6 protein-coding genes are annotated in these 13,907 nt (G+C 36.9%); 3 read left to right on the forward strand and 3 right to left on the reverse strand.

Going from position 1 to position 13,907, the window contains the following annotated elements; genetic code table 11:
- Positions 1–19: 19 nt before the first annotated feature.
- Positions 20–1,807: a hypothetical protein gene (locus BP861_RS14145; RefSeq protein ID WP_292376612.1), complete on the reverse strand. Its 1,788-nt coding sequence runs from the start codon at positions 1,805–1,807 to the stop codon at positions 20–22.
- 666 nt (positions 1,808–2,473) lie between these two features.
- On the reverse strand, positions 2,474–3,370 hold the full coding sequence (locus tag BP861_RS14150; RefSeq protein ID WP_292376614.1) for a polysaccharide deacetylase family protein: 897 nt from the start codon (positions 3,368–3,370) through the stop codon (positions 2,474–2,476).
- Between the two features lie 942 nt (positions 3,371–4,312).
- Between BP861_RS14150 and BP861_RS14155 the strand changes: the two genes are divergently transcribed.
- Both BP861_RS14155 and BP861_RS14160 read left to right on the forward strand, forming a co-directional pair.
- Entirely contained in the window at positions 4,313–5,818 is a 1,506-nt protein-coding gene (locus BP861_RS14155) for a right-handed parallel beta-helix repeat-containing protein (RefSeq protein WP_292376795.1), read from the forward strand.
- A gap of 617 nt (positions 5,819–6,435) precedes the next feature.
- A complete protein-coding gene (locus BP861_RS14160) occupies positions 6,436–8,523 on the forward strand; it encodes a disaggregatase related repeat-containing protein (protein WP_292376617.1) in 2,088 nt (695 codons plus the stop codon).
- Positions 8,524–8,743: 220 nt separating this feature from the next.
- Here BP861_RS14160 and BP861_RS14165 read toward each other — a convergent pair whose 3' ends face one another.
- On the reverse strand, positions 8,744–10,345 hold the full coding sequence (locus BP861_RS14165) for a glycosyltransferase family 2 protein (RefSeq protein ID WP_292376619.1): 1,602 nt from the start codon (positions 10,343–10,345) through the stop codon (positions 8,744–8,746).
- 1,593 nt (positions 10,346–11,938) lie between these two features.
- Between BP861_RS14165 and BP861_RS14170 the strand changes: the two genes are divergently transcribed.
- The gene (locus BP861_RS14170; RefSeq protein ID WP_292376621.1) at positions 11,939–13,876 is read left to right on the forward strand and encodes a hypothetical protein; all 1,938 of its coding nucleotides are present in this window, start codon (positions 11,939–11,941) and stop codon (positions 13,874–13,876) included.
- The last annotated feature ends 31 nt before the right edge of the window (positions 13,877–13,907 follow it).

The following is a 13,907-nucleotide window of genomic DNA, read 5'->3' on the forward strand; positions in this document are numbered from 1 at the left end:
ATGAAACTGAGGAGGGAATTTAAGGCATATGCTCATAAATTTCTATGTTAAGGGAATCATAGATCTTATACACAGGATAAGCGGTCTGAGCCTTGGAGGCGTTTCCCGTAGAAACTGATGTTTCATCCGACTCCCGTTCACTGGCAGTCAAAGCCTCAGAAAAAGTAGTTTTGATAACATAGAAAGGTTCGTTTTCCACCGCTTTTTCTACAGATATGCCGTTTTTCAAATCATTTTTGTATATATAAAGAGGTTTTTTGGGAATATCAGCAAGCCCAGTAGTCCAGTTCATATTGCTACTAAGGATCCCAGACGTTCTGCTTAAATCTGTATCTACATCAGATGTAAAATATGGATAAGGTTCTCTTACACCGGATAACCACTGAATACCGTCTACCTCATTTTCCGAAATTGATTCAGAAATTCCACCTGTATATGGCGAGCTGAAACAGGTGAAGAATCCCAGTGTCCATAGAAGACAAAGAACTAGCACTGCAGAGCCAAGGCCAAGAGTATACCCTTTTCTAAGAAAAATAATGTAAAGGGAATACCCCAGCAAAGGAATCTGGGCAAAAATAATGAAGCTCAAATTTGCAAACCTATCTGGAGAGTAAGGAATGAAGGGATTCAAAAGGAAAACAATCTCCAGGCAGAAGGTTACGATATAAAGGCCCAGAAAGCGTGGGTATCTGCGAACGAAATGGTGGCAAAACCTTTTACGGTTCTGCCATACAATTACGGAATTGATCAGGATAAAAACTAAAGGAATATAGTATTTGCCGTAATAAAGATTCAAAAGATGCACAAAATCGAGAAATCCATTTTCAGTCGATGGTATGGTAGAAAAGCCTGCAGCTACTAACGTTTTAGCGTGCAGGATAACATTCGAAATAGATGTATCAAAGAACTGAGAGATATATTTGGTACAAAGCAGGAAGCCTACTAAAGTAAGTGACAAGACAAACACGGGCATTTTCCTTCCTGCAGAGTGTGAAGCGTCAGAGAAGAGAAATTTGAGACTCAGGATATTACGGAGAAATCCAGGCTTCAGTACTTTGCTCGAACATAAGAGGAGCAGGGAGAAACAGGCAAGATATGCAAAAATGAAAGGATGAGCTAAAGGAATCAACGGCATCATAAAAAGAAGGCAAACAGCCATTGCCCTGTTTTTATCCGAAATTGCACTTCTCAGCACAAGAAGATATAGAGGTATCAGACAAAAACAAAGATAATAAGGAACTGATGAGGTCTGGAAATGACCAAAATATGGAATAAGCGAGGAGAGAAAAGTTGTTAAGACTAATTTTTCCCTGCTCATGAAAATGCGATAGAACAGGTACATTCCGATGATAAACAGTATTGAAAAAAATACTGGTAAAAAGTACGAAAGTGCCGATGTTTTCAGACCTGAAACCTGAGCTAGGGCTGAAACGAGCAGAGGACCCGTGGGAGAAAGGTCTGAGAAGCTCAAAAGGTTACAAAGTGAAACCTGTCTTGCAAGATCGAAGTACGAAAATCCCCCCCTGCATATTGAAACATAGCCAAGCATGTGAGGAGTTATCAGTACTGTAATGTGAACAAGAAGCAGTATAAAAACTGCACTCATTTTTCTGTATGCAAGGAGAAGAACGCAGGCTGAAAGGTAGCAAAGGAGCAGAGTAAGGTAAAAGTGAAAAGGAAGCTGCTCATAAATATTGACTGTATACCCTTCGGGCTGAATTCCCCTGAGAATAAAGAGACTGTAAACCAGTAGTAATAGAGAAATCGAAGTTATAAGGTTTAATATGTTATTAGTGATTTTAGACAATGTGTCCCCCATCCTTTTTGAAAGTTGCAGAGTCCAGTTTTAGCACCTAAATATGAACTATCCCTGAGAACGTGGTTTCACTCTAAAAGAGTTGTTACAGGCCGCGCACAGGCCCAAAAACTTTCGTTCGTTAGATTTTGTTTATTTGTTTCTCCTCTTTCGCATTATTCTTATATCCAATCGGCCAACAAATAATTAATAGTTGCGCCCGAAGTGCAGTTTGATATATTGTCTCGACCTAAATAATGTTTTTATGAATTAAAAATTTTCAACAATTAAAGGCTTTCGGGTACTATCTCGCTGTCCAGAGACTTTTAGCATTTCTGTTACAATAACTCACGGAACATAAATAATATTCCTCTTAAATACAAATCCTGCTGATATTAATACATACGGTCTGAACCTTACAGGGAAAATATTTATTAAATTCACTGTTGATTCCTGCTGGTGTTGGGATAATCCCGAATTAACCCTCCAGGAGAAAACAAGCATTTAAGATATGGATAAAAAGATGTTTCCTCTTAGAATAAAGGAAATGGAAGAGATTATGGAACACTAGCCATAAAACTATGTAACTCAGACTTAAACGTTTAGATTATCAAAAAATTTCAGCTTACCACATAAATCTATGAAACTTTCCTCCTACAGTACTATATTTCAGGGTAATCATATTCCTTGATAATCTCTCAGGCACACTTTTTTAACATTACTTAGTGTTTTCAGAATATGACGAATTCTACGTTCCACAGACTTTCCTTTTATGCACCAGTAAAATGGCCTGTTGTTTCCTATAGAAGGAAATTTGGTATAGGAAATGTCGAGAGGGTGGAAATAGAAGATGGTATGTCCTCTTTTCAAACTCTGGACAAGCCCATTCAATACTAAAGGGGTTCCTAAAAAGCGGAGTATTGGACCTCCAGACGTTGGGATTTTCAGTATATTCTGATAATAGGCCCAGGGGAATTCAACAAAATTTCTATCATCACCTGCTTCAAGGCCGCTCTTTAAGGGATAGTAAGGAAAAGAAGAAACTGTCTTAAGGGACGAGTCCGTTTTATTATAAAGAGAATTTACTGATACTGAAGAGTCATATTTGAAACCAATACGTTCAAGTGAATCAACCATCCATCCACCTATCAGGGCATTTGGTGCTCTGTAGCCTACTACTCTCTCCCCGCTAATTTTTTCAAGAATTCTTTTTGCAAGCAATGTTTTCTGCTCGAATTCCTCAATACTCATTAACCGCTCCTTTGTCTCAGGATCAATTTTGCAGGCGTGATGAAGGCCATGACATGCAAGTTCGTGTCCTCTTTCCGCAACTGATTCAACAAGTCCAGGATAATGGTCTATAATATCTGCAACTACAAAGAAAGTAGCAGTCACATTGAATTCATCGAGAATGTCCAGTACCCTGTTTGTAGGTTCAGTCAGGAAATCATACCTGCCTTCCCATTTTTCAAAGAATTCATTCACAGTCCTGTAAACAGCATAAGGAGAACCGCAAACTGAAGGAATATGATACCAATCTTCAAGATCCACTGTAACCGAGAAACTACCCCTCATAAGACCCCCCTTCACGACCAACTTCACTTACAACCACATAAGAAATTCCTGACCTGTACTGAAATTATATGATTGCAAATAATGAAAATTTGCACATGTTCAAAAATTTCTGATATAGTAGAGGACTACAGAGTATAAAAAATTTTTTAATGATTTGATTAAGATAAAATATTCCTAAAAAATGTTATCTATATAATGTTTGAAAGTAAATATTAAATTAAAAAATAAAGATAGATATAAATAGAGGATCGTTAGGCAAATTGCTCTATCATAGAATCTCTAAAGATTTCTTTAAATTAATAAGAAAGATCCATTACCTCTTAATAGATTACCCAATAAATTCAGAAGACTCGCATTTTCAGTGTTTCTGAGTCATGCCAGTGCTAACTGTATAAATCTGATAATTAGTTGTACTGGCTGGAAAAAAGGCTCTTTGAATAAGCCTTAACTTATTTATTCCTTAGTACTTTACAAAGTGTGGTTGTTTTTCTGTTATTCTCATCATTTAATTGAACGATTTAGGATTTATTATGACTTTAAAAAGAAGGTTCAATCGTCCGGACGCCCTTAGTTTTCAATAGAACTTAAATAAATGATAGAAACATTAAAACATAAACTTTTTGTACACTCCTGCAATCAATGAATATTGTTTTTTGTTTTCTAGAAAATTTAAGAAAAACTGGGAAATGTTTACTTAAGTTAACAGTAAAATTCACGAAATTAGAAAAACTAGGCTGTCCTAAACTAAATTTAGCATAATGGTATACCCTGCATATAGCTTTTTCGCGTCTGGAGATTTACAACAAAAAGTATAGGGATAGAAAGAAGGGAAAAGGTCTGAAACATAGATGGCAACACTGGAAAAAAAACGGATCTTACCTTGCAATTTTAATTTTTTTGATTATAATTGGAACAAACGCTCTTTCCACCACAGCACCCAATATGACTGTTTATGTTGCTGCCGATGGGAGAGGGAATTTCAATTGCGATGGAAGTGACGATCAGGTAGAAATAAATCAAGCTCTTAAATATGCTGCAGAAAATCCACAATTTTCAACTGTTTATTTGAAAGGTCCAAGTACATACATTATCTCGGATAGTATTTTAATTGGAAGCGAAACCATTCTGGAAGGAGATCCTACAACCGTCATTAAACTTAAAGATCAAGCGGACTGGCCGAAAAATAAACCTCTGATTACTCAGATGGACAGTTCCGGAGTCGATAGAGTCATTATAAAGGGATTTGAAATTAACGGAAACCATGACAAGAATGAAGATAAAATGAAAGGGCAAGGATACTACAATATGATCAGTTTCCTTGACTCTCAAAATATAGATGTTCATGGTATGTATCTTCATGACGGACATGGTGATGGTTTAAGAGTCGAGAGAAGTTCGAATATTAAGTTTTACAATAATAAAGTGTACAAATTAGGACATGACGGTTTTTATTCTATTGATTGCCAGAATGTAGAAGCCTGGAAAAACAGAATAACTTGCAGAACTAACGGTGGGCTTCGAGTCTGGAATTCCAATTACGTAAAATTCTATGATAACGTAATAGACTCCTTTTACCACTGGAGTGCAGGTGGCTCCGCAATTCTGATTGAGAAAACGACAGGTGTCGTTAACGATGTAGAAGTATACAATAATACTATCCATCATACTTATGGCCCTGGAATCTGGCTGATAGGTTACGGAGCGTCTTATCCCCAGGAAGAGGCACAGAATGTCCACATTCACAATAATATCTTCTACAGCACTGGTACGAACCCAAGTATTGACTGGGTAGGAGGTATTGTAACAAGTGGATTTTATGATACTCTTATTGAGAATAATGTGTTTGATAATGTGTATCATGCAGCAATTATCCAGATGTATCCTTCTTCCACAAGCGCAGGTAATTCCGTTGATCTTTCACCTCAAGGTACAGGATTCACAACAATCGTCCGTAACAACATAATTGTAGATACCCAGAATCGCACAAAAGACCCTGATGGAACAGGATATGGGGTGATCAATTACCTACCTTCAACACATACCATTGTGATGGAAAATAACTGCCTCTACAATAACATAGCAGGAGACTACATGAATGCTAGGTCAACAAGCGACATCCATGTAGATCCTCACTTTGCAAACGAAAAAGAACATGATTATCACCTGAAATCAACCGGTGGAAGGTGGAACGGAAAAACGTGGGTAAAGGATCCTGTAAGTTCTCCCTGCATTGATGCCGGCCATCCGGACTCCGATTATTCAAAGGAGCCAGGGAACAATGGAGGTAGGATCAATATAGGCAGGTATGGAAATACAGAATGTGCTTCGATCTCAGGTAATATACCCGGGTATGTTGTATGGTGGAACCAAATATTTTCGCCAGAATGGAAAACTTTCAGGCTACTGCTGAGGATATTTTCCCTATTTTGCTTTAATGTCTTATATTAAAACTTTCCAGCTTATTTTTTAATAGAGCATTCAGCTACTTAGAAAAAAATATAAATGAACGATTCAGCGTCCATTTAATGAACTGTATTTATCAAAGATTATTTTTTGCAATTTGCGTAGCTGTGAACATATGTCATCTTATCCTTTGGTATTTATTTTATTAGCAGGAACACCTGCAATCGAAATGCATTTTTCATAAAATGATTTGTTTACAACGGAGTTGACGATTCTGAATTTCCAATTAGTGAATTAACCTGAAGATAAACACCTCGGGGCTTCTTAGTTCATTCTTTTGTCTTTTGAGAACAAGTTCTCAGAGCTCTCCCCCACTTTCTGTAAGTACAAAAAAGAGTATGCTTCATCATACAAAAGTATACATTATTTGCCAACATATATCTTTTTTAATAAATCGTTAGAGTGCATACAAAAGTTCTGGATTCCAATGAATGCGCTTTAATAAATATTACAATTTAAGAAGTTCTTCACATAGTTTGAGTAGTAATATATTCAAGCAGCGAAAATAATCCAGATGTTTCAAGAGGAGTTTATTTGCAGTATTAAATAGACAACTTCTTTTAATCTTAAAGAATTATAGTTTAATGTATTGGGGATTTAAAATGAGCGGAAAAGGGCAACATTATAAATGGGGAGACAAAAAAAAAATATTACTTTTTAGCATAATTTTTATTTTTTTAATCGCAAGTATAACCCTTACTCTATCAAAGCCATCCGGTAAAATTGTTTATGTTACTACCAATGGGAGTGGAGACTTTAACTGTGATGGAAGTGACGACCAGGTAGAGATAAACCAAGCTCTTGAATACATTGCGGAAAATCCAAGATTCACAACCGTTCATCTGGAAGGCCCTAATACCTACGTCATTTCCGACAGTATATACATTGGAAGTGACAACATTCTTGAGGGAGACCCAACAGCTGTAATCAAACTTGAAGATAAGGTAGGCTGGCCACTAGAAAAACCTCTGATTACGCAGATGGACAGCGCCGGAAATCATGATATTACCATAAGGGGGTTTGAGATTGACGGAAATCATGATAAAAACAATGGAAAAAATAGGGGAAAGGGATATCACAACCTGATCCATTTCCTTAATTGTAAGAATATACAAGTTCACGACATGTATATGCACGACAGCCATGGCGATGGGCTTAAAGTCACAAAATGTTCAGATATTAAGTTTTACAATAACAGGGTGTATAAGTTAGGGCATGATGTCCTCTACTCCATATATTCTTCGAATATAGAAGCTTGGAATAATAAAATAACATGTAGAACAAATAGCGGTCTGAGAATTTACAATACAAATCACGTAAAATTCTATAACAATATCATTGACTCAGAAGGAGAAGGTGGAGCAGGAATTGAAATCCAAAAAATTGGCCCGTCAACTGTGATGAACGATATCGAGATTTACAATAATCTGTTATATGAGACGAACGCAGCAGGTATATGGATTACAGGCTATGGATCCGAATATACTAAAGATTCTGCAAAAGATATCTATATCCATCATAATAAATTCTACAAAACAGGTATTAACCCGAGTGCGGACTGGGCAGGGGGAATAGTGCTTAATGGTTTTCAAAATACTTTAATAGAGAGTAATAAATTTGATGGGTGTTATGGAGCTGCTATTGCCCACAAACAGGTTACTGGCGAATTTTCAGCTCCAGACTCAGGATATACAACTATTGTGAAAAATAATGTGATAATTAATACACAATCAAGTCCTGCTGCCGGAAAAGGATATGCTGTATACAACAAGCTGAAAAGCACTCATTCCTTTATTCTGCAAAACAACTGCCTTTCTGGCAATGCCGGGGGGAACTATCTAGGTGTAAATTCTACCTCAGACTTTGAAGCGGACTCTGAACTTGCGGCAAAGTTGAGCAACAATGAGTCATTGGGGGAAGATTTTCCCTGGAGTGAGGCTATGTCTGCTGGACCTCAGACACTTTATAAGAGAGATGAAAGCGGAGCCCAGACGGGACAGGAAGAAAGTTTTGAGTCCAGCCTTAAGAAAGCTTTTGCAGATTTTATAAGATCTTTGGAAAGATTCATATTAAGTTTTTTTATGCAGCCTGACGAAGTAGAAAACTTCAAAATTGCTTTACCTTTCATTATTTCGGATAACAGGTTGAGAGAAGAGGCTCCAAATATCACTTTTAGTAACAGTGAATATATCGATGTAGGAAAAAGGTCAGAGAGAGGTACTTATAGAGGGGTTATAATCTTTGAACTGAGTTCACTTAATCAGACTGATCGGATCGAAAAGGCAACTCTATCTTTATTCTGGTATTACCCGGAGAATCAAATGAGATCGAAGGATACTATACTGGAAGTATACAGACCTGTAAAATGGTGCGAAGAACACGTTACGTGGCAGCAAAAAGAAATCAATGATCCCTGGAAAAATCCCGGGGGAGACTGGTATGATCGGAATGGAGTCTTCCAAGGCAATACTCCATATGCCACAATAACTATCAGTGGAGAGGAAACTCCTGACAACCGTTATTACGAATTGAATATAACAGAACTTGTGCAGGAATACGTAAGCGGAAAGTATGAAAATACAGGTTTCCTTATAAAGGCCCGCGAGGAAGATGAGAATTACATCGCTTTTTATAGTTCCAACTGGAAAAATAAAGATCAAAGGCCAAAACTCACTATAGAATATGTCTAAATATAGATAAAAGTAATTATCAATATTTCGCTATTGGAGCTCCCTACTGGATTAAATAGACAAAACATTGGGAAAAGTTGTCTGTGATTCCGTTTTTGCAAATTAAAGGATAATAAATGAAAAAAGAAGGAAGCAAGGGACAATAAATGAAGAAATAGACTCAAAGAGCAATAAAAAAGAAGGGGTAGATTAAAAATCAGGAAGAATAATCTTCCTAACCTTAACGAGCAAGTCCTACTCTTTCATTCTTTTTCTTCTCAACCTGCATATCGAAAAGCATTCCGAAAAGAAGCATCTGAAGCCCCGTACCTAGTACAAGAAAACCAAGCAGAGGATAGTAGGAAGGGAGAGGATTTTGCAACAAGATCTGCAAAAAGCCCCACAGTCCTAAAAGAACACTAACAGGCAAGGAAATCATTCCAAGGAAATAGAATAGTACGAGTGGATGGAAGTCCAGTACCGTATATTTGACCCTCAGCCTCCAGAGAAAACCTCTAAAGATCATGGGAGCTACTTTGCGGATAAACTTTCCGTATCGAATCTTCGATCTCTCTCTACCGTAGCGGGCAGGCATTACCACATCCATTACTCTCATTCCAAAGGCATTAAGTTTGATCAACAGATCGTTACAATAGCCATAATAAGGATAGACTGAATCCAGATCAATAAGCTCCAGTGCCTGCCTGGAAATAGCTGTATATCCATTCTGAGGATCCATAACCTGCCAGTAACCACTGCCTATTTTTGTGATAAAACTAAGGAGAAGGTTTCCAAAAGATCTCCATCTGCTCATCCCGGTCATAAAATCGTCAGTGAGTAATCTATTGCCCTTTGTATAATCGGCTCTTCCCTCAATGATTGGAAAAATCAACCTGGGAAGCTGAGAAGGATCCATTTGATTATCTCCTGCCATAACCGCAACAATATCCATCTCATCTCTCAGAGCAAGTTTATATCCATCAATTATTCCTGCGCCTACTCCTTTATTTACTTCATGACGCAAATACACGATCCTTGGGTCTCCAAACTTTTTTACAATTTCACCTGTTCGATCTGTACTGCCATCATCAATTACATAAATCCTGTTCACATATTCAGGGATCCCACATAGAGTCTCACCGATAAGTAATTCTTCATTATAAGCAGGCACGACAACTCCTATACGGGTGCTCTCAAATTTCCTGAATACAGGATCCACATCAAAACTTAGATAGTTAATCTTGAGTTCTTCGGTTTTTGCCACCGAAAGCAGGGATTTCAAAGATAAATGATCTTTTCCTGAACTGATTTTCTGTAGTGAGGCCGCTGTTATTGCAAGAAAGCCTATTTTTTCCTTGAAGGTACTTTTTCCATTAAAAAGCATTACTGTTTCCTGCTCACAGGAGATACGGCAGGGCCAAGAACCCACAGATAGGTCAAACCCCTGTCTTAACGGCTCAAGGACATGGGAAAGCAAATCTATGTCCTGCATGCATTCCGGATAAATGAGAACCACAAGCTCTGAATCAAGAGATGCTTTGTAGAGGACATCGAGTAATGCTTCCTCCCCCCCTGAGATAGGAACAACCCGTGCCCCTCCCAGAGCAGCTACTTCCATAGTTCTATCAGTGGAACCTTCGTCAAGAACAAGTACACGATCAGCGTAACTTGCCGCAATCAAAACTTTGCTTCCAATGGAAGTTTCCTCATTCTGAGCTGGAATTAAGACCGTAAACTCATGCCTGAGCAACTTATCGGTAAGTTGAGATGGCGAAGATACTATGCTAATAGGATCAGAGATTAGAGAATTAAGACTAAGTGTAAGGGCTGAAAACAAACCCAATCTACCCCCTTATACATATGCATGTGCTATAACCCCTCTTTATGTGTATAAGTGCAAAAATATTAAAGGCTATCATACTAAAAATTATTAGATTAAGATATATATAAGGTTAACATCTAGATTAGATATACACATAAAAATATTAATAAGGAAAAATAATCCTTACAAAAGATATCTATGAATAAAATAAAGAAATATATTAACTGACTAAGATCTTCTATGCCTTTAATATTAAAAATCAGATCCATTTCTAAGAAATTAAAACTTAAGACAATAGATGAACATATTCGCTATTTTTGTAATTAATTAAATCGCGAGACGTAAACCAATTGTAATAAAGAAACCTGCATTCTTGCAAATTTAGATTTCTATTTTCTTTAAAAGGAAGTCTTGAAGAGATAAGGGGTTAGAAAAAGAAATAGAAGGATGATCTGAATAAAAGATTAAAGATTTTCATAATTGAAGCAGATGCTGAAATAAGCACAGTATATGGAAGATTGATATTATATTAATCAAGAATTTGCTGCCACACCTACAAGCTATGAATTCCCAATCTTGATAAGCCTGGAATTAACGGCGGCTTTCCAGAGGGTAGCTGCCACATATTCCAGTGATGTGACTGATAATGGATAAATGACAAGAAGGATAATGTCTCAGGGAGTATCAGTAGCAAAAACATATGCAAGGGAGGGCTTTTCTTGTCACCACAGAGAATAGAGAGAAATAGACTAATTATAAACTTGAATACTATAAATAAGGCCTGGAAATATTGAACAACGTTTATAATCAAAGGAAACATGAATAAAATATTATAACAGACATCGGACACTGGAAAAAGAATTTTAATTTAACATTAAAACAAACATTCAAAAAATAATCAGATAAATAATGCAAAACATTAAGAAATAGCACATACTGTTAACCTTGACTTATGAAGAGGCTACGAGATCTTTCTGGCTATCTTGTTGCCGATATATTAAGTCCATTAGCTGCCGGAATGATTGTGTTTTATTAAGTACGAGTCTTTACCGTAAAGAAGATACGCCTTCTGGCTTCGATTAATAAACGGTTAAATAAAGAATCTACGGAGAATAGTAAAATATAGGTTTCTATTTGCTGAGAACCAGATACTTGCATTAAAGCGATGTTTTTCATTCAGGAAATGCTAGGTCTGGGAAAAACCTAGATGGAAGAAAGTTAGGGGGAATAAGAGAATTGGGAGTAGAATCACCCATTAGATAGGCACTCTAACTTTTTGCGATCTAAAAGATCATTTGTAAACCAGACTTCATAGTGGCAGGACTACTTTAGCAGAACAAAAGAGACTAGGATTCTTCAGCAGTAATCTGAAAGATATAGACAACCTGTGTGAGAAAAGTACATTCGGAGTTTCAACGGAGATAGATTGCTACCAGGCTCGGCAAGATAGGCTTCTAAAAGAAGATAAAAAACAAAAGGAACTAAATATTTAATGAAGTTAAAGATCCAAAAGTAAGAATAAGTGGAGCAGTCTATAAAAAATCGTCCGGACTTGCAGGAAAAATATTTTAACCTAAAACGCACTTTATTAATATTATTATGTTGTGGGGTTGTATGGAAACTGCAAATGGATACGTTGAGAAATTATCAACAAATCTAGATGTGATTCTCAGCGTCATGGGATTTGGCTTAGGGTTATTAATTGTTTCTTTATACTATATCATCAACCTAAACCAGAAAGATATAGGAATCGCCGTTCTCTCCTCCTGTTTTATCTACTTTATATTTAGAAATAAATTTAGGAGTGAGGCTGCAATATCTGCTAGAGAAGGTAGATTTAAAAGTATAATGAGTATCTCGTTTTATCTAATATTCTTAGCATGCGTCATTATATACAGCGCGAATCTGTATTACAGGCCTATATCTTCCTTTATATTGATATGCATCCTTGCAGCTATTATCGCCTCCCAGATACTTTACGTAAGAGAAGCGGACGGAGTGACCTCTTTATTATTGCAGATATTCCTGCTATCAATTCTCATCAGAGTCGGGATATTTTATAACTTTCCAAGCCTAATGGGCTATGATGCATATTTTCATGCCAATATGGCAAGGGTAATTACTGATACCGGGTTTGTTGCTCCGATTGAAATAAGCAGTAAATATTTCTATTACCCACTTGCACATATTTTTGTATCAGTTATTCAAATAATGGGCGAAACCGATATCAAAGACGCAATGTTTTATTCCATAGGGCTTGCAAGTATTTTCAGCACTGTAGGAGTTTACTTGGTAGGAAAGAAACTTGAAGGCCCTCAGATGGGTTTGCTAGCTACTTTATTAATAAACTTAAATAACCATAACATCGTTGCAGGAATTACAAATATAACTCCTGGATCTCTTGTTCTTTGCTATTTTATATTCATTATATACGCAATCTTTAGCGAGAAACAAAACTTGAGATATACAGGATTTATCCTGCTAGTTACCACTCTAATGGTTCTGACTCATCAGTTGACAACTTTTGTAGTATTTCTGGCTTTAGTCTCAATTTGCGCAGGCAAATATCTGCACAGTCATGTATACAAAAGTCTTTCCATTAAAACAAACAGTTTTAATTATATTCTATTTTTTATTATTAGTTTACAAACATACTGGATGTTCACGTATGTCAATCAGGACACTTCGTTTCTTGAAATGGTTCTCAGTCCTCTTATGGATGTTCTTCAAATAGGATCAAGCTACTCAGGCAATGAACTTATTGTAGGTTCCGTAAATAATCAGGATACACTGGAAACACTCTTACTTCACATAAGCTACCTTGCTCTACCATTTTTCTCAATAGGAGGGGTATTAGCATGGTTTTCTGGCAGAGATATAAAAAAAGTCAATAAATTCTCTATTGCCTTAGTTGTTACAGTCCTGTACAGCCTTGCTTATGGAATTCCTTTACTTGGGATGAGGAATTTCCTGACAAGTCGATGGTTCCCACTGATAGCAGTGTTTCTCGTACTTGTATCCGCCTCCTATATGTTGAAATTAGTGAGTCTCCTTAACTCAAAAAAAGCAAAGATCCCTGTGATGTTCACAATCATTCTTCTATTTTCGTTTATAATGGTTACAACACCAGGCATAAATAAAGACAATCCACTTGTGGCAAAGGACACGACCGTAAGAAACCAATTCAAAAGTATTGAAATAGAGGCTATTAAAACTGTAACCGCAAAATACTCCGAAAACATCCTGATGGACTCCCCCTATGACAGTTGTCTTTTTTACAGGGACAGAGGATATGATTCCAGTAACGCAACATATTTTAATATTCAACATATACAGACTGGAGAGATTGATGGCAGTCCGATGATTTTGCTGAGAAAGTCAACTGTTAAAGAACCTGTATCTATTAATGATCCTGAACGTTATGGCGTGAATATCATCCAGACAGTGCCAGATGGATTCTTCAACAGATTCGAAGCATATGATTACGCCCGGGTTTACGATAATGAAGAGGTATTTGCTTATATGAAGGAAGATAAAACGTCAAGAAAATAAGAACCCAGGATAGTCTCCGTGTACTATTGCG

Source organism: Methanosarcina sp. UBA411 (assembly GCF_002495725.1).
In the GTDB taxonomy this organism is placed as follows: Archaea; Halobacteriota; Methanosarcinia; order Methanosarcinales; family Methanosarcinaceae; genus Methanosarcina.

Excerpts from the sequence above, each read along its gene's own strand:
- BP861_RS14170 (WP_292376621.1), top strand. The coding sequence starts at position 11,939 with ATGGAAACTGCAAATGGATACGTTGAGAAATTATCAACAAATCTAGAT.
- BP861_RS14155 (WP_292376795.1), top strand. The coding sequence starts at position 4,313 with ATGACTGTTTATGTTGCTGCCGATGGGAGAGGGAATTTCAATTGCGAT.
- BP861_RS14150 (WP_292376614.1), bottom strand. The coding sequence starts at position 3,370 with ATGAGGGGTAGTTTCTCGGTTACAGTGGATCTTGAAGATTGGTATCAT.
- BP861_RS14160 (WP_292376617.1), top strand. The coding sequence starts at position 6,436 with ATGAGCGGAAAAGGGCAACATTATAAATGGGGAGACAAAAAAAAAATA.